The sequence below is a fragment of the Domibacillus aminovorans genome (genome assembly GCF_001643235.1).
Taxonomy (GTDB): domain Bacteria; phylum Bacillota; class Bacilli; order Bacillales; family Domibacillaceae; genus Domibacillus; species Domibacillus aminovorans.
The window spans coordinates 1-15,562 of sequence record NZ_LQWY01000048.1 but is presented as its reverse complement, the minus strand read 5'-3'; the positions used below and the strand labels follow the sequence as shown (position 1 = coordinate 15,562).

Genomic DNA, 15,562 nt, shown 5'->3' with positions numbered 1-15,562 from the left:
GGGACATGAGGAGATAGATAGGTTCGGGGTGGAAGTGAGGCGACACATGGAGCTGACGAATACTAATCGATCGAGGAAGTAACCAAGAACGAAAAGTGCCAGCTGGCCCATTGGGGCTGGCTGGGGCTGGACAACACGAAACAACACTTGGTGTTATACGTATCATACGAATCCCTTATATCCAGTTTTGAAAGAACATCTTTCTTTCGAACTTCATAGTCAGGTGGCATTAGCGAAGAGGTCACACCCGTTCCCATCCCGAACACGGCAGTTAAGCTCTTCAGCGCCGATGGTAGTTGGGGGTTTCCCCCTGTGAGAGCAGGACGCCGCCTGGCAAAACGAAAAGCGAAAGTGATCAATAGACCAAGAGTTTGATTTGATTATTTTAGCTGGTCAAATTATTCCGCAGTAGCTCAGTGGTAGAGCAATCGGCTGTTAACCGATCGGTCGCAAGTTCGAGTCTTGCCTGCGGAGCCATTGCTTTGCTTCCATAGCTCAGCAGGTAGAGTGCTTCCATGGTAAGGAAGAGGTCACCGGTTCGATCCCGGTTGGAAGCTTATCACATTCAAGCCGGTTTAATTTTATAACGGCCCCTTGGTCAAGCGGTTAAGACACCGCCCTTTCACGGCGGTAACACGGGTTCGAATCCCGTAGGGGTCACCATTTGGAGGATTAGCTCAGCTGGGAGAGCATCTGCCTTACAAGCAGAGGGTCGGCGGTTCGATCCCGTCATCCTCCACCATTTATTCTTTTAATGATGCCGGTGTAGCTCAACTGGTAGAGCAACTGACTTGTAATCAGTAGGTTGGGGGTTCAAGTCCTCTTGCCGGCACCATCTTTTTTAGGTAAACGGATATATAGCGGAGGGGTAGCGAAGTGGCTAAACGCGGCGGACTGTAAATCCGCTCCTTCGGGTTCGGCAGTTCGAATCTGCCCCCCTCCACCATTTTGCTAAAGGAACATATTCATAATGTTCTTTTTCTCATTTTAGGTTATACTAATGACAAATATTATTGGGCTATAGCCAAGCGGTAAGGCAACGGACTTTGACTCCGTCACGCGCTGGTTCGAATCCAGCTAGCCCAGCCATTTTGAGCCATTAGCTCAGTTGGTAGAGCATCTGACTTTTAATCAGAGGGTCGAAGGTTCGAATCCTTCATGGCTCACTCCGAAAAAAAGCTGACAACAAAACCTATTTTTGGTTTTGTTGTCAGCTTTTTTACTTTCAAAAGAAGGGTGAGAAGGTTATGTACTCTAAACGGAAAGTATGTATCATTGGTGTACCAATGGATTTGGGTCAGACAAGACGTGGTGTTGACATGGGTCCAAGTGCGATCCGCTACGCAGGGCTAAGAGAGAAACTAGAAGAGTTGAATTTTGATGTGAAGGATCATGGAAATATTTATGTCAGCCACTATCATGAACTAGAAGAGTCGTTAAAAAATTTGACTGCTGTTACGGAAGTAAGCAAAGCACTGGCAATTATGGTTGATGATGTAATTCAGAATGGTTTTTTTCCGCTTGTGCTTGGTGGTGATCATAGTATAGCGATTGGCACCATTGCGGGTGTCACTAAACATTATCAAAATACAGGTGTAATCTGGTATGATGCACATGGAGATTTAAATACGCCTAAGACATCACCGAGTGGGAACATACATGGTATGCCACTTGCCGTCAGTATGGGTCTTGGGCATGAACAACTGACTACTATTTACGAAAGAATACCAAAAATTAAAGCAGAGAACATTGTAATTATTGGTGCCCGTTCATTAGATAAAGGGGAAAAAGAATTAATTAAAGAAAAAAATATTAAAGTATATACGATGCATGAAGTGGATCGTCTTGGTATGGCGGCGGTAATTACAGAAACAATTGATTATTTGAAAGAACGTGTGGATGGGATTCATTTATCGCTTGATTTGGATAGCCTTGATCCTATAGATGCGCCAGGTGTCGGAACTCCTGTTGTCGGCGGTCTTACCTATCGTGAAAGCCATTTGGCGATGGAAATGCTTGCTGAAAGCGGTCTAATAGTGTCCGCAGAATTTGTTGAAGTTAATCCTATTTTAGATGAGAAAAATAAAACGGCTGAAGCAGCAGTTGCATTGATAGGTTCGTTATTTGGTGAAAAACTGTTATAATAAATATAAAATGGAAGCAGCGTCAGTATGGTGTTTGCTTCCATTTTATTTGTTGATATTCGTTGAGTAGCTGGTCAAGCTTTTTACTTAATTCCACTACAATAATATTAGAAAGTGATGTCTTCATAGCAAGTGAAATCATTTCGTATCGGCAGTTTTCAATTTCGTTCTGAAGGTGTATTAATTGCATATGTTGATACCCCCCTTGTACATAAAGACTTACATATATAATCATAACTCTTTTCAAATAAATGTAAACAATTAATTATCGTTTTTTATTACTTTGTTGAAACTTTTGTGTAACGCATCCGTATAGACATATACCGCCAGGGCGGAGGGAGAAAAAATGGATTTAATGGTACAGAGACGAATTAAACAAGTATTAAAAGGTGATCAAAATGCATTTGGTGAAATTGTCGAACTATACAAAGACAAAGTGTACCAGATTTGTTTTCGTATGCTTTGGGATCGGCATGAAGCAGAGGATGCAGCTCAGGAAACGTTTTTAAAGGCGTTTTTAAATATACACACATATAATCAGGATAAAAAGTTTTCAACGTGGCTGTACCGCATTGCAACGAATTTATGCATTGATAAAATCCGCAAAAAGAAACCGGATTATCATCTTGATGCAGAAATTGCGGGAACAGATGGATTAAATATGTACTCTCACCTTTCATCCGGTGATCAGCTTCCTGAAGAGGAAGTGGAAAGTTTAGAAGTACAGGAAACGATTCATCAAGCCATTTTGCTTCTCCCGGAAAAATATCGTTCGGTTATCGTATTGAAATATATAGAGGAATTACCGCTTCAGGAGATCGCGGATATACTGGAGCTTCCGCTCGGAACAGTTAAAACACGTGTACACAGGGGCAGAGAAGCATTGCGAAAGCATTTGCGTCATTTGTAATGAAAGGGTGTGATGAACGATGACATCTTGTCCGAAGCAGATTGTTCATTATATGCATGAGTATCTGGATGGGGAAATTGAAAATGATGCGAAAGAGGAGCTAAAGTTTCACATTGAAACATGTGAAGACTGCAAGCGTCATTATCTTGAATTGAAAAAAACGATTGCACTTGTTCAAAGTGCATCTCATATAGCAGCACCGGCTGGTTTTACGGCTAGAGTAATGGCATTGCTTCCGAGAGAGACGAAGAAATTCGGTGTCGAACGATGGCTTAGAAATCACCCATTTTTTACAGCGGCTGCTTTATTTCTCCTGCTGATGGGCGGTGGATTTTTCTCAATGCTTGAGCAGGCGGATAATCACTTTGCTTTTACAAAAAACAGTGAACTAAAGGTAGAGAACGAAACGGTTATTGTCCCGGCTGGTGCAGTAATTGAAGAGGATATTGTTGTGAAAAATGGGGATATTCGAATTGAAGGCGAAGTTGACGGGAATGTGACGGTCATTAACGGGGAGCGATATATGGCAGCGGCTGGAAGTGTAACTGGTGAAATTGAGGAGATTGACCGTGTGTTCGGCCGTCTCTGGTTTGAAATAAAATCGTTGTTTAAATAAAAGAAGCAGCTGGCAAACATCTGCTTCTTTTCACCTCATATGTTATAATAGACAGGTTAAAGAAGAAAGCGATTTTCTTCACGGCTCCGTAATTCCAACCTGGAGGATGAAGTATGCCGTTTATCACTTATTTTGAAGATTTTACATTTATTGATTATTTCTCGAATGCAATTGATATATTACTTGTATGGTATGTTGTTTATAAATTACTGATGGTGATCAGAGGGACGAAAGCCGTTCAGCTATTAAAAGGAATTTTTGTGATCATCATCGTGCGAGCGGTTAGTGGACTATTTGGTCTTAGTACGCTCAGTTGGATTATGGAGCAGGCGCTCACATGGGGTTTTCTTGCGGTCATTATCATATTCCAGCCAGAAGTACGGCGTGCGCTTGAACAGCTGGGACGCGGCCGGATTTTTTCCCGGAGTGCGATTCAGGAAGATGAAGAGCAGAGGAAAATTATTGAAGCACTTCTCAAATCGGTTCGCTACATGAGCAAACGGCGGATTGGCGCACTGATCTCAATTGAAAAAGAGACAGGCATGAATGATTATATCGAGACAGGAATTCCGATGCAATCTGTCATTACGTCGGAGTTATTAATTAATATTTTTATTCCGAATACACCACTTCATGATGGTGCCGTTATTATTCAAAAAGATCAAATCGCCGCAGCGGCTTGTTATTTGCCGTTGTCGGAAAATCCGTTCATTTCAAAAGAACTCGGGACGCGTCATAGAGCAGCACTTGGCATTAGTGAAGTGACGGACAGTTTAACAATTATTGTGTCAGAAGAAACGGGTGCAATTTCTGTGACGAGAAATGGCGATCTATATCGTAATTTGACAGAAGAGGAATTTGAAGACATTTTGGAACACCAATTGTTATCGGGTATTGAAAAAAGTGAAACTTCTAACCGCTGGACGTGGAAGGGGCGGAGAAGCAATGGATAAATTTATTGAAAGTAAATGGTTTGTTCGCGTTGTAGCCTTTTTACTGGCCTTTTTACTATATGTAACCTTGAATTTTGACGATTTTGAGCTGGCACAACGTGTAGATAATTCCGGACAGGAAACATCAGAGGTGTTGACGAATGTACCCGTACAAGCCTATTATGATACAGAAAATTTATATGTTTCTGGTCTACCTGAACAGGTACGTGTCGAATTGGCGGGACCAAAGAGTTTAATTGAATCAGCAAAGCGTCTACGTGATTTTAGATTGTATGTTGATATGACGGGTCTGGAACTAGGCACTCACCGTGTTGCGGTCAAATATGAAAATTTTTCTGATAAGCTGAAGGTATCTATTCAACCGGCTGCTGTGGAAGTGTCGATCGAAGAGAGAGTGACTGAGACGTATTCTGTTAAACCAGAATTTAATGATTCAGCCCTGGCGGAAGGCTATCAAGTTGATACAGTGACGGCCGCCCCTCAGGAAGTGAAAGTAACCGGTTCACAGTCGGATATTGAGAAAATTGCTTTTGTAAAAGCGGCATTGACAAGTGGACAGCAGATTGATGAAGAAACAACAGCGACTGCCAATGTGCAGGTGCTTGATGGCGACTTAAATAAACTTGATGTGAAAGTTGAACCAGAGACCGTTCAGATGTCAATCTCCGTTAAAAATCCAAGCAAAAAGGTGGAGATCAAAGCTGTTCCAAAAGGAGAACCGCCGACTGGAATAAAAATTGTATCACTCGAACCAGATATTGAGGAAGTTACTGTTTATGGAAAAGAATTAGTGCTGGAAGAACTAGTAGAGCTCAAAATACCTGTTGATGTAAGCGGCGTAACAAAAGATACAACGATGACGGTGCCTATTGCACTTGGAAACGGAATTAATTTTACGTCACCGCAAGTAGTAAAAGTGAAAGTAACAGTGGAAAAAACAACTGCAGAATAATGACTGAGCAGTTTCATTAAAGGAGAGAAAACAATAGATGGGTAAGTATTTTGGTACAGATGGTGTCAGAGGCATAGCGAATACAGAATTGACACCGGAACTTGCATTTAAACTGGGCCGTTTTGGTGGATATGTGTTAACGAAAAATACGGATCGTCGTCCGAAAGTATTAATTGGGCGCGATACGCGTATTTCTGGACCGATGCTTGAAGGTGCGCTTGTTGCGGGTCTTCTATCAATAGGCGCTGAAGTGATGCGCCTCGGTGTTATTACGACACCGGGTGTGGCGTATTTGACGAAAGCGATGGATGCACAAGCTGGTGTCATGATTTCAGCATCTCACAACCCTGTTCAGGATAATGGAATTAAGTTTTTTGGCTCAGACGGTTTTAAACTATCTGACGAGCAGGAAGTGGAAATTGAAGCGCTTCTTGATCAAGAAGAAGATACATTGCCGCGTCCTTCTGGCAGTGATCTAGGGTCTTTGAATGATTATCTTGAAGGTGGCCAAAAGTATATTCAATATTTAAAACAGTCTGTTGATGAAGATTTCGAAGGCATTCATGTAGCGCTTGACTGTGCACACGGTGCCGCATCTGCACTTGCGACACATTTGTTTGCTGATCTTGAAGCGGATATTTCAACAATGGGTGCATCGCCAAACGGCTTAAATATTAACGATGGTGTCGGTTCCACACATCCGGAGAAACTGGTGCAGTTTGTGAAAGAAAAAGAAGCTCATTTAGGTCTTGCGTTTGATGGCGATGGCGATCGTTTAATTGCTGTTGATGAAAAAGGGAATATTGTTGATGGCGATCAAATTATGTTTATTTGCGCGCGTTATTTTAAAGAGCAGGGTAAGCTAACAAATGATACGATTGTATCGACAGTGATGAGTAACCTTGGATTTTATAAAGGGCTTGAAGAAATAGGCATTAAAAGCGAGCAGACAGCTGTTGGTGATCGGTACGTTGTTGAAGCGATGAAAAAATACAATTATAATCTTGGCGGTGAACAATCCGGCCACATCATTTTCCTTGATTACAATACAACAGGTGATGGCTTACTTAGCGGTCTTCAGCTTGTGAATATTATGAAGACGACAAAAAAGTCATTGTCAGAACTAGCTGCAGACATGAAGAAGTTTCCGCAGACGCTCGTAAACATCCGTGTAACGGATAAACATCATGTGACAGATAATGAAAAAGTGAAAGCTGAGATTGAAAGAGTAGAAACAGAAATGGCTGGAAATGGCCGTGTACTTGTACGTCCATCCGGTACAGAACCGCTGGTGCGCGTCATGGTCGAAGCTGCAACAGAAGAGCAATGCCGTTCATATACAGAACGCATTGCCACAATTGTAGAAGAAGAATTGGGTCTTTAAATTAAATAAATTTGAGGGGGAAGGCTAGGCAGTCAGTGACAACTGAATGCCTAGCCTTCCTTTTTTCATACTTAATACGCTAAAGCCCATATTCTTGCATAACAGGCCGAACTCTCTACAAATCTCTATTTTTTTACTATAGTTCCTTTTACCTCACTGAATGAAGTTTCACTTTATAATGACGGTTCCGTTTTTCTTTTCACTTGCATCTATTAGTAGTATACATGCTGCTGTCGGCTTGGCACTTCGGTTTATCTTGTTAAATATATTAAGTGCAGTTGGTCAGCAGTGGGCTTTTTATTTTTTGCAGGTATGATTGCGGGAAGAAGCAGATTGAATGATATGTTTATTACGTATCATTCGCTGTGGCTAGTCTTGTTGTCCTATTTAAAACAGGGGAACTAGGTTATTTATTGACGAGAGGAATAAAAAAAGGTATGATTACTGTGTTTTACAACAAAAGGAAAGGAGCAGAGCAGGGTTTACTAGTTTGACTCAAAGCGCCTGAACTGAGCGGGACGACAATACGCTTAGTTGACGAGGAGGAGGTTTATCGATGATTCGGCGGATACCTCCCGGTTGCGGTACACAACTGTCATGTTCCTCCTTAAAACAGCGGGGTAACCCGGATGTACAAAGGGAGTGGACGTGTACCATATAAAACAACAGAGGCGCGGCAGGCAATGTGCTTGTCCAGTGCTTTTTGCCGACGCCTCCAATCAGGAGGAAAATATATATGTGCGGAATCGTTGGATATATTGGAAGCAAAGATACGAAAGAAATTTTATTGAAAGGGCTTGAGAAGCTCGAATACCGAGGTTATGATTCTGCAGGTATTGCTGTGCGCAACGAAGAGGGTGTGCACATTTTCAAAGAAAAAGGTCGTATCGCTGATTTGCGTGCAGTTGTTGACGAAGAGGTTCAATCAAGCGTAGGAATTGGACATACTCGTTGGGCGACACACGGCGCACCAAGCCTTTACAACGCGCATCCACATCAAAATGAAGACAGACGTTTTACACTTGTTCATAACGGTGTAATTGAAAATGACGAGCATCTGAAACGCGAATATTTACTTGATGTGTCGCTTCAAAGCGATACGGATACAGAAGTAATTGTGCAGTTGATCGGTTTATTTGCAAAAGAAGGAATGACGACGGAAGAGGCATTCCGCAAAACATTGTCTCTTTTAAAAGGCTCATATGCGCTTGCGCTTCTCGATAAAGAAGATGACAGCACAATATATGTAGCGAAAAACAAAAGTCCGCTTCTTGTCGGTCTTGGCGAAAACTATAACGTTGTTGCATCTGATGCAATGGCGATGCTTCAAGTAACGGATCAATTTGTTGAATTGATGGATAAAGAAATGGTGTTAGTAACGAGTGATAGCGTCACAATTAAAAATACAAACGCCGAAATCATTGAACGTGCCTCTTATACAGCAGAACTGGATGCCGGTGATATTGAAAAAGGTACCTATCCGCATTACATGTTAAAAGAAGTTGATGAGCAGCCGTTCGTCATTCGTAAAATTTTGCAATCGTATCAAAATGAAAAAGGCGAACTGACAATTGAAGCGAACATTTTGAACGCATTAAACGAAGCAGACCGTCTGTACATCGTTGCGTGTGGCACGAGTTATCATGCTGGTCTTGTTGGAAAGCAATATATAGAACAACTGGCGAACATTCCAGTAGAAGTGCATGTCGCAAGCGAATTTGTCTACAACATGCCGCTATTATCAAAAAAACCGCTCTTTATCTTCATTTCGCAAAGTGGCGAAACAGCAGACAGCCGTGCTGTTTTAGTAAAAGTAAAAGAACTAGGCTACAGAGCATTAACGATTACAAACGTAGCCGGTTCTACAATGTCACGTGAAGCGGATTACACATTGCTTCTTCATGCCGGTCCGGAAATTGCGGTTGCCTCAACGAAAGCTTACACAGCTCAAATTGCTGTTCTGTCTATTCTAGCAGCCAATGTGGCTAAATCCACAGGCATCGAAATGGGCTTTGACCTTGTACACGAGCTCGGTATTGCCGCAAATGCAATAGAGGTTCTTTGTGATGGCAAAGAAGAATTTGAAAAAATTGCGCGCGACTATTTGTCAACAACGCGCAACTGCTTCTTCATTGGCCGTTCCATCGATTATTATGCCGTTCTTGAAGGTGCGCTGAAGTTAAAAGAAATTTCATACATTCAAGCAGAAGGGTTTGCCGGTGGAGAATTGAAACACGGTACAATCGCGCTAATTGAAGACGGTACACCGGTGATTGCTCTTGCCACGCAGGCAGCTGTGAACTTGAACATCCGTGGTAACGTGAAAGAAGTCGCAGCCCGTGGCGCCAACACATGCGTTATCTCAATGCAAGGCCTTGATCAAGAAGGAGACCGCTTCGTGCTGCCAGCTGTACACGAACTGCTCGCACCACTCGTAGCCGTAATCCCATTCCAGCTCATCGCCTATTACGCAGCACTGCACCGTGACTGCGATGTAGACAAACCGCGTAACCTGGCCAAATCAGTAACAGTTGAATAATAAAAAAGCAGTCGATTGTATAGATTGTAAATTTAAAATAAAGTTGCATCGTTTGTAAAAAAGTCAAACCGTTTTACCCCTTTAGATATGATGGTCTAAAGGGGTGTTTTTTATAAACAAAAGAAAAAGAACATCTGATGTTGATAATTTGAAAAAAAGTTTGAAAAAAAATTCTATTTTGATAATGCAAGATTTTTCTTGTTCAGCAAACGGGTCAGTTAATTGAATAAGGCTTATTGAGTTAACGTGGAAATTTATTGGAATAATAAAATAGAAACTAATTTTTAAAAAAAGAGACAACACAATGTGGTTGTCTCTTTTAGTTAGAAATATTGTTTTTATATTACAGTAAGTATTTTATTTACTTCTTTTATCATTTCAACAATGTTTTAATTTTCCGGGAATTCCTTCACCACCAGTTGATACACAGAAATGATCAAGATTTTTTTAAAAAGAATGATTCATCTGATAACGTGACCACGCTTGCTGTTTCTCTTTTTCGTTTAAGCTACCTAGCCCGTGTGCCATCACGATTCCCCTTTCTAGATCGTTAATGTCTTTCTAAATAGCGATAAATGGTTGTTCGAGACACTCCCCATCTCTCTGCAACATCCTTAATCGGTGTGCCACTTTCAATAAGAGATTTCATCATTTCAACATCCTTCGGTCCATATTTCTCTGGGCGTCCTCCCAGGCGACCTCTTGCTTTGGCAGCAACCCGTCCCGCGGCAGAGCGTTCTTGAATCAGATTTCTTTCGAACTCTGCAAATGCTGCAAAGAGATTAAACATCAATTGACCAGTGGCATTGCCGCGATCCATTGTCAGATTTTCTTGGAGACTGTGAAAGCCAATCCCTTGATCGTTCAAACTGTTTACAATTTGAATTAAGTCTTGCATGTTTCTTCCTAATAAATGGGTTACTGAACATAGAATAATGAACAGGGTTTTATTACAGAAAAGATAATAAAAACTCGTCCTTTTTGAACCAGAATGATCGTGTTCAGAAAAGGACGAGTTTTGGAACAAATAACAGTGTTTGTGAAATTATCAGCAGGATCGTTTTCAAGACAAAGAGGATGATGGTGTTCGATACTCCATCGAGGAAAATGGAAATTCTAAAAAGGTTACGTTTGAAGAGTTTCAAGCATCATTTAAAGAAATCAAGGTGAATGGGTGCATAACAAGAAATTGGTATAATCGTACTTTCCCTGTTCAGGCTAAGGCAGGTGGTTGTAATTTCACAACCATTGGGGGACTACTGCAACACTTTTCCTATGTAAGCTATAGCACTGGAACCTATACTAAATGTGCTTAATTCTATTTTAAACAGATAAAAGGAGCGATAACGCTGGCTAGAGTAATTGGATACGCTCGTGTAAATACCGATGAATAGAATTTGGATATGCAGCAGCATGCCATTGAAAAGTATGTGAAGGAACAAAGCTTAGAATTGATCATGTATATAGAGAAAGTATCAAGCAAAAAAACGGACCGAACCGAATTGCAAAATGCGATGAAGGCAGCTGCAAGTAGTGATCGCTTTGTCGTGTACAAGTTAGATCGGCTTGCTCGTAGTACAAAAGAGTTATATCAGCTGACCGATGAAATGAAAAACCGAGGCATTGACTTTATTAGCATTAACGATAGCTTTGACACGAAAACACCGACAGGGCGTGCGATGTTTGACATGCTCGCTGTTTTTGCTGAATTTGAACGTGACATCATTCAACAACGGACAAAAGCCGGCCTTGAGGCTGCCCGCAAACGAGGACGTCTTGGAGGACGCCCAGCCATCGATAGAAAAAACAAAACGCCATATCGTTATGCTATTTCAAGCAGGTGAGTGTGCAACTGATATAGCGAAAGAGTTTAGTATTGGAAGAAGTACAGTCTATAAAATCTTGAAAAAACTTTAAATGTCCAATCGCTCGTTTACATTGTTCATATAGGTGTCCTGCCGCATAATTGGATCAGTTACTGTATTTGGCAGTTAAGAAATGTATCAAATGGCAATTAAGAAAATTCAAATGACTGTATAAATTCTCATAGCCATGTTGCTTGACATGGAGCCTCTGCGGGTGGGTTTTCTTGCAAAGGAGCAAGCCTTAGGGCTTTGCAATAACCGCTACTCCATGTAAAGCCGTGGTATGCACTGAATAATGCATAACCTTAATTGCCAAACACTACATTTTTTAAATGCCAGCAACATCAGTTACATTTATCTAGACAGAAAAATAGGATCATGGACACTTTACCTTAATTTTTTGTTTAGATAAGTGTAGACGATTCATTTTTAATTTGAACTCAGTTGAGTATTTTGATATAAAGAAACACCCCAAAAGTTAGATTTTGTGTCTAACTTTTGGGGTATGATTTGAACTTAGCTTGATGTGTATTCGACGGAACCCCATCATGAATCGGAATAACTTTAGTTATTTTTATCTCGTTCTGACATTAATCTCGCAATAACTTCTTCTACGAAGATAAAAAATACTGTTCGGGTTTTTTCAAAGGGTAACAGACTTTCATTTTGAGTAGATTTTGTTAAGTAAAATATATTATCAATTTCTAAAGCTAAAGAATTGTTATACTCTTCTAATATTAGCAATATTTCAGACCCACAAGACTTTATTGTATTAAAAAGGTTTTCAAAGGAAGTGTATTTGCCAGTTACTGAAAAAACAATAAAAAGAGTTTCATCATCAACCAAATGTTGAGCATAAGTTTCACTTTGGGTCGCAAAAATATTTTTTCCAGATACAAGAGCAAGTTTATAAGCAAAGTATTCCACACAAATAAATGATGGACCTAGTCCGAATAGAACGATTCTATTGTATTTATTAAAAATAGTTAAAAAATTATCAATCAAAACTGGGTCAAAGTTTTCTATATAGTTTTTTAGCCTTTCAAGCTCACTTGAATTTTTTTTGCCTTCAGAAATTATTTGCTTACCGCCAAAAAATTGCCTATATTGCTTAAAATTTTCAAATCCTAGTTTTCTTACAAGTTTTGATATTTTAGAAGGAGACACATCACAATATTCAGCAGCCTCTAATATTTTAAGATTATAATTTTTTTCAATAATTTTAGAAAGTTTGTTATGAATAGAAAGATCTAGCTCATTTAAATTATTTGAATTTATATTTATCATATTTCTCTCTTTTCTTATATTCTGGTTAGTTAAATTTATTTTATTTTAATACCCCTGTTTGTCAAGATAGTTGTCGCACTTCCCTTGTTTTCTATTGTATTTAGATTAAAGAACATCTAGTGCACGATCTGACAGGCTATTCATTCGTACTCTGGGTTTCGAGCCTTTTTTTTAAAAAGTAATAAGACTGTAGTTTCTTCCAATGTTCCCACTTTGCCCGTTTTTTCTCTTCTTTTAACTCCTCTTGGTTTGATTGGATTCATGCCATTCTTAAACTTGTTCTCTATTTTCAACAATACTCCGCTAATTCTACTTGATTCATTGAGTACATATCCACTTCGATTAAAAACTTATCTTCACTATTCCATTTTTCAGAACCTTATCCATCCCAGGTGCAGCATAAGCATCTTTCTTTTACTTATACAACGTCGCTTCTGTTATACCTGTTTCCTCACTAATTTGACTGATGACCTCATTGCTAGGTAGCGCAATCCTCTTCACAATGGATTCTTTGATTACCTCGATATAACATTTTCCTAATTTCTGTATCATGTCGATCAACCTCAGTACTTACTAAAGTATAACACTAAAATTCTATGCGACATCTATCCAAACAGAAGGGGATAGTCAATAAAAGCGTAAGTTTATTAGCAATGTTATAGAAATGAAATGTTACTGAAAATTTTCCAAAAAAACAAATAAAAAGTTCAAAAAGTGAAAAATTTTCTTAAAAAAGATTGCATTTTGTATTTTTCATAGTAAAATAACCTTATCAAAAAGAATATTTATGAGGTAGGTGTAAACATGATTACTGAAAAAATGGATATCAAAGATTTCTCAATGAATTTCTTTAGCTTAAAAGGAAAAGTGGCAATTATCACTGGAGGGAATTCAGGGTTGGGGCAAGGTTTTGCACTTGCACTTGCAAAAGCAGGGGCAGACATTTTTGCAGTGAGCATCGCTGATGACAATGATGAAACTAAAAGAATCATTGAAGCAGAAGGTGTTAAGTACCATCTTATGATTACAGACGTTACTAAAGATGGCGCTTGTAAAGAAATTGCAGAAGAATGTATTAGAACTTATGGGAAGATCGATATACTCATGAATAACGCAGGTATTTGTATTAATGAACCAGATGTAACTAAGTTTACAAGAGTTCAATGGGATAAAATGATCGCTATCAATTTAACAGCTGGTTTTGAATTATCTCATGAGGTGGCTAAGTACATGATTCCACAAAAAAGTGGGAAAATTATTAATACTTGTTCTTTGTTTTCCTACCTTGGAGGTCAGTGGTCGCCAGCTTATGCTGCAAGCAAACATGGTTTAGCAGGTTTTACAAAAGCTTATTGTGATGAATTAGCTCAATTTAATATTCAAGTTAACGGTATTGCACCTGGGTATTTTGCTACTATACTGACAACAGAAACAAGAGCTAACCCTGAAGCTAATCAACGTATTTTAGACCATATTCCAGCAAATAGATGGGGATATATTTTAGATTTAATGGGTACAACTGTATTTTTAGCTTCAGAAGCTTCAAATTATGTAAATGGTACTATAGTAAATGTTGATGGTGGATACTTAGTAAGATAAAGGAAAGTAAACGTTCATTAAAAGGAGATTTTCATACTATGAGTAAAGAACAGTTATTAAAAGATTTAGAGTCTATTATTTCGGTGGAACAAATAAATACAGATTATGATGCACTTTATGATGCGGCGGCAGATCGTTATAAAAAATATGCAAAAGCTAAAAAAGTTCTTGATAATCCAGTACCAATGGCTATTGTGTACCCACACTCAACAGAAGAAGTGAAGTCACTTCTGGTGTTTTGTGATCAAAATAATATCAATGTTATTCCTAGAAGTGGAAAAACAGCTACTGAAGGCGGTCTTGATAACTGGAAAGAAAACGCTTTAGTGATTGATGGATCAAGAATGAATAAAATCATCAAAATAGATACCTATAATATGCAAGCAACTGTAGAAGCTGGTGTGAAACTACAAACGTTAGAAGATGAGTTACGTAAAGTTGGCTATACGACAGGTCACTCTCCACAGTCAAAACCAGTTGCACAATATGGTGGATTATTGGCAACGAGAAGTATTGGACAATTTTCAACGTTATACGGTGCAATTGAAGATATGGTTGTAGGGTTAGAATGTGTATTTCCAAATGGACATATTTCTAGAATAAAAAATGTTCCAAGAAGAGCTGGCGGACCAGATATTAGGCATATTGCAATCGGTAATGAAGGAACGCTATGTTATATAACGGAAGTTACCGTTAAAATTTTTAAATTCCACCCAGAAAATAATATTTTTCATGGTTATTTAATAAAAGACGTTGATACAGGTATAAAAGTTTTAAGAGAAGTTATTACAAACGGCTTTAGACCATCTGTTGCACGTGTATATTCTGAAGAAGATGCAAGACAACATTTTGCTCATTTCCATAAAGACAAATGTGTTTTGATTTTCATGTCAGAAGGACCAGAAAGTATTGTCAAGGCAACTACTGAAGCGATTGAAGAAGCCGTTTCTAAATTCCAAGAAGGAATAATTGAAAAAGTAGAAGACAATTTAATCGAAAATTGGTTTAATAACCTGAATTGGACGCAACAACACATTGATAATGAATTCCAAAGAATGGTTGATCTTAATAAGCATGATGGTTTTACAACTGAAGTATCAGCTGACTGGGAAAACATTGTTAAGATTTATCACAATGTAATGAAAAGAGTAAGAGAAGAATTTGATCGAATTGAAGATGTAACAATGCTTGGTGGACACTCATCCCATAGTTATCTTAATGGAACGAATATGTACTTTGTATACAACTATAATATTAATTGTGCGCCGGAGGGAGCGTCAAGAATTTTGTGTAAATGACGGAATCCCTTTTCT

At 39.1% G+C, this 15,562-nt stretch carries 14 protein-coding genes, 8 tRNA genes, 1 rRNA gene and 1 pseudogene; 20 read left to right on the top strand and 4 right to left on the bottom strand.

Annotation, left to right across the window (positions count from 1 at the left end):
* The first annotated feature begins 219 nt into the window (after positions 1-219).
* The 10 genes from rrf (at position 220) to rocF (ending at position 2,144) form a co-directional block, all read left to right on the top strand.
* Positions 220-335: ribosomal RNA gene (gene rrf, locus AWH49_RS14660) — 5S ribosomal RNA — on the top strand.
* A gap of 67 nt (positions 336-402) precedes the next feature.
* A tRNA-Asn gene (locus AWH49_RS14655) sits at positions 403-477 on the top strand.
* A gap of 7 nt (positions 478-484) precedes the next feature.
* Positions 485-557 (top strand) — tRNA-Thr (locus AWH49_RS14650).
* Positions 558-588: 31 nt separating this feature from the next.
* Positions 589-663: transfer RNA gene (locus tag AWH49_RS14645), tRNA-Glu, on the top strand.
* Positions 664-666: 3 nt separating this feature from the next.
* A tRNA-Val gene (locus AWH49_RS14640) sits at positions 667-742 on the top strand.
* Positions 743-759: 17 nt separating this feature from the next.
* Positions 760-835, top strand: a tRNA-Thr gene (locus tag AWH49_RS14635).
* A gap of 27 nt (positions 836-862) precedes the next feature.
* Positions 863-946 (top strand) — tRNA-Tyr (locus tag AWH49_RS14630).
* A 68-nt stretch (positions 947-1,014) separates the two neighbouring features.
* A tRNA-Gln gene (locus AWH49_RS14625) sits at positions 1,015-1,089 on the top strand.
* A gap of 4 nt (positions 1,090-1,093) precedes the next feature.
* Positions 1,094-1,166 (top strand) — tRNA-Lys (locus tag AWH49_RS14620).
* Positions 1,167-1,247: 81 nt separating this feature from the next.
* Entirely contained in the window at positions 1,248-2,144 is an 897-nt protein-coding gene (rocF, locus tag AWH49_RS14615; protein ID WP_063966328.1) for an arginase, read from the top strand.
* Between the two features lie 22 nt (positions 2,145-2,166).
* On the opposite strand, the gene AWH49_RS19475 is transcribed toward rocF, so the two are convergent.
* Positions 2,167-2,334, bottom strand: a complete 168-nt coding sequence (locus AWH49_RS19475) for an aspartyl-phosphate phosphatase Spo0E family protein (RefSeq protein WP_081898058.1) — start codon at positions 2,332-2,334, stop codon at positions 2,167-2,169.
* Positions 2,335-2,490: 156 nt separating this feature from the next.
* Between AWH49_RS19475 and sigW the strand changes: the two genes are divergently transcribed.
* The 6 genes from sigW to glmS all read left to right on the top strand — a co-directional run bounded on the left by sigW (position 2,491) and on the right by glmS (position 9,498).
* Positions 2,491-3,054, top strand: a complete 564-nt coding sequence (sigW, locus tag AWH49_RS14610) for an RNA polymerase sigma factor SigW (RefSeq protein WP_018395194.1) — start codon at positions 2,491-2,493, stop codon at positions 3,052-3,054.
* 19 nt (positions 3,055-3,073) lie between these two features.
* A complete protein-coding gene (locus tag AWH49_RS14605) occupies positions 3,074-3,670 on the top strand; it encodes an anti-sigma factor family protein (RefSeq protein ID WP_063966327.1) in 597 nt (198 codons plus the stop codon).
* A 113-nt stretch (positions 3,671-3,783) separates the two neighbouring features.
* Positions 3,784-4,623: a diadenylate cyclase CdaA gene (gene cdaA / locus AWH49_RS14600; RefSeq protein ID WP_018395196.1), complete on the top strand. Its 840-nt coding sequence runs from the start codon at positions 3,784-3,786 to the stop codon at positions 4,621-4,623.
* Positions 4,616-5,575: a CdaR family protein gene (locus AWH49_RS14595; protein WP_063966326.1), complete on the top strand. Its 960-nt coding sequence runs from the start codon at positions 4,616-4,618 to the stop codon at positions 5,573-5,575. The genes cdaA and AWH49_RS14595 overlap by 8 nt, the downstream gene beginning before the upstream one ends.
* A 37-nt stretch (positions 5,576-5,612) precedes the next feature.
* Positions 5,613-6,959, top strand: coding sequence for a phosphoglucosamine mutase (glmM, locus tag AWH49_RS14590; RefSeq protein ID WP_063966325.1), 1,347 nt, complete (start codon positions 5,613-5,615; stop codon positions 6,957-6,959).
* 736 nt (positions 6,960-7,695) lie between these two features.
* Positions 7,696-9,498 carry a glutamine--fructose-6-phosphate transaminase (isomerizing) gene (gene glmS / locus AWH49_RS14585; protein ID WP_063966324.1) on the top strand — a complete coding sequence of 601 codons (1,803 nt, stop codon included), beginning with the start codon at positions 7,696-7,698 and terminating at the stop codon, positions 9,496-9,498.
* Positions 9,499-10,048: 550 nt separating this feature from the next.
* Here the strand turns inward: glmS and AWH49_RS14580 are convergent.
* A pseudogene (locus AWH49_RS14580) lies at positions 10,049-10,498 on the bottom strand (recombinase family protein); the annotation flags it as partial.
* 403 nt (positions 10,499-10,901) lie between these two features.
* Between AWH49_RS14580 and AWH49_RS14575 the strand changes: the two are divergent.
* Positions 10,902-11,342 carry a recombinase family protein gene (locus tag AWH49_RS14575; RefSeq protein WP_244886874.1) on the top strand — a complete coding sequence of 147 codons (441 nt, stop codon included), beginning with the start codon at positions 10,902-10,904 and terminating at the stop codon, positions 11,340-11,342.
* Positions 11,323-11,415, top strand: a complete 93-nt coding sequence (locus tag AWH49_RS21350; protein ID WP_425305717.1) for a helix-turn-helix domain-containing protein — start codon at positions 11,323-11,325, stop codon at positions 11,413-11,415. The genes AWH49_RS14575 and AWH49_RS21350 overlap by 20 nt, the downstream gene beginning before the upstream one ends.
* A 512-nt stretch (positions 11,416-11,927) precedes the next feature.
* On the opposite strand, the gene AWH49_RS14570 is transcribed toward AWH49_RS21350, so the two are convergent.
* Positions 11,928-12,650 (bottom strand): MurR/RpiR family transcriptional regulator, encoded by a 723-nt coding sequence (locus tag AWH49_RS14570; protein WP_082862866.1) that lies wholly within the window; start codon positions 12,648-12,650, stop codon positions 11,928-11,930.
* Between the two features lie 414 nt (positions 12,651-13,064).
* Positions 13,065-13,202 (bottom strand): hypothetical protein, encoded by a 138-nt coding sequence (locus AWH49_RS20130; RefSeq protein ID WP_157723744.1) that lies wholly within the window; start codon positions 13,200-13,202, stop codon positions 13,065-13,067.
* 267 nt (positions 13,203-13,469) lie between these two features.
* Between AWH49_RS20130 and AWH49_RS14565 the strand changes: the two genes are divergently transcribed.
* Positions 13,470-14,249 carry an SDR family NAD(P)-dependent oxidoreductase gene (locus AWH49_RS14565; RefSeq protein ID WP_094777180.1) on the top strand — a complete coding sequence of 260 codons (780 nt, stop codon included), beginning with the start codon at positions 13,470-13,472 and terminating at the stop codon, positions 14,247-14,249.
* 38 nt (positions 14,250-14,287) lie between these two features.
* Complete coding sequence (locus tag AWH49_RS14560; RefSeq protein WP_244886872.1) at positions 14,288-15,547, top strand: FAD-binding oxidoreductase; 1,260 nt, start codon at positions 14,288-14,290, stop codon at positions 15,545-15,547.
* The last annotated feature ends 15 nt before the right edge of the window (positions 15,548-15,562 follow it).

Excerpts from the sequence above, each read along its gene's own strand:
- cdaA (WP_018395196.1), top strand. The coding sequence starts at position 3,784 with ATGCCGTTTATCACTTATTTTGAAGATTTTACATTTATTGATTATTTC.
- AWH49_RS14575 (WP_244886874.1), top strand. The coding sequence starts at position 10,902 with ATGCAGCAGCATGCCATTGAAAAGTATGTGAAGGAACAAAGCTTAGAA.
- AWH49_RS14605 (WP_063966327.1), top strand. The coding sequence starts at position 3,074 with ATGACATCTTGTCCGAAGCAGATTGTTCATTATATGCATGAGTATCTG.
- AWH49_RS14570 (WP_082862866.1), bottom strand. The coding sequence starts at position 12,650 with ATGATAAATATAAATTCAAATAATTTAAATGAGCTAGATCTTTCTATT.
- AWH49_RS20130 (WP_157723744.1), bottom strand. The coding sequence starts at position 13,202 with ATGATACAGAAATTAGGAAAATGTTATATCGAGGTAATCAAAGAATCC.
- AWH49_RS14560 (WP_244886872.1), top strand. The coding sequence starts at position 14,288 with ATGAGTAAAGAACAGTTATTAAAAGATTTAGAGTCTATTATTTCGGTG.
- AWH49_RS14595 (WP_063966326.1), top strand. The coding sequence starts at position 4,616 with ATGGATAAATTTATTGAAAGTAAATGGTTTGTTCGCGTTGTAGCCTTT.
- AWH49_RS21350 (WP_425305717.1), top strand. The coding sequence starts at position 11,323 with ATGCTATTTCAAGCAGGTGAGTGTGCAACTGATATAGCGAAAGAGTTT.
- sigW (WP_018395194.1), top strand. The coding sequence starts at position 2,491 with ATGGATTTAATGGTACAGAGACGAATTAAACAAGTATTAAAAGGTGAT.
- glmM (WP_063966325.1), top strand. The coding sequence starts at position 5,613 with ATGGGTAAGTATTTTGGTACAGATGGTGTCAGAGGCATAGCGAATACA.
- AWH49_RS14565 (WP_094777180.1), top strand. The coding sequence starts at position 13,470 with ATGGATATCAAAGATTTCTCAATGAATTTCTTTAGCTTAAAAGGAAAA.
- glmS (WP_063966324.1), top strand. The coding sequence starts at position 7,696 with ATGTGCGGAATCGTTGGATATATTGGAAGCAAAGATACGAAAGAAATT.
- AWH49_RS19475 (WP_081898058.1), bottom strand. The coding sequence starts at position 2,334 with ATGCAATTAATACACCTTCAGAACGAAATTGAAAACTGCCGATACGAA.
- rocF (WP_063966328.1), top strand. The coding sequence starts at position 1,248 with ATGTACTCTAAACGGAAAGTATGTATCATTGGTGTACCAATGGATTTG.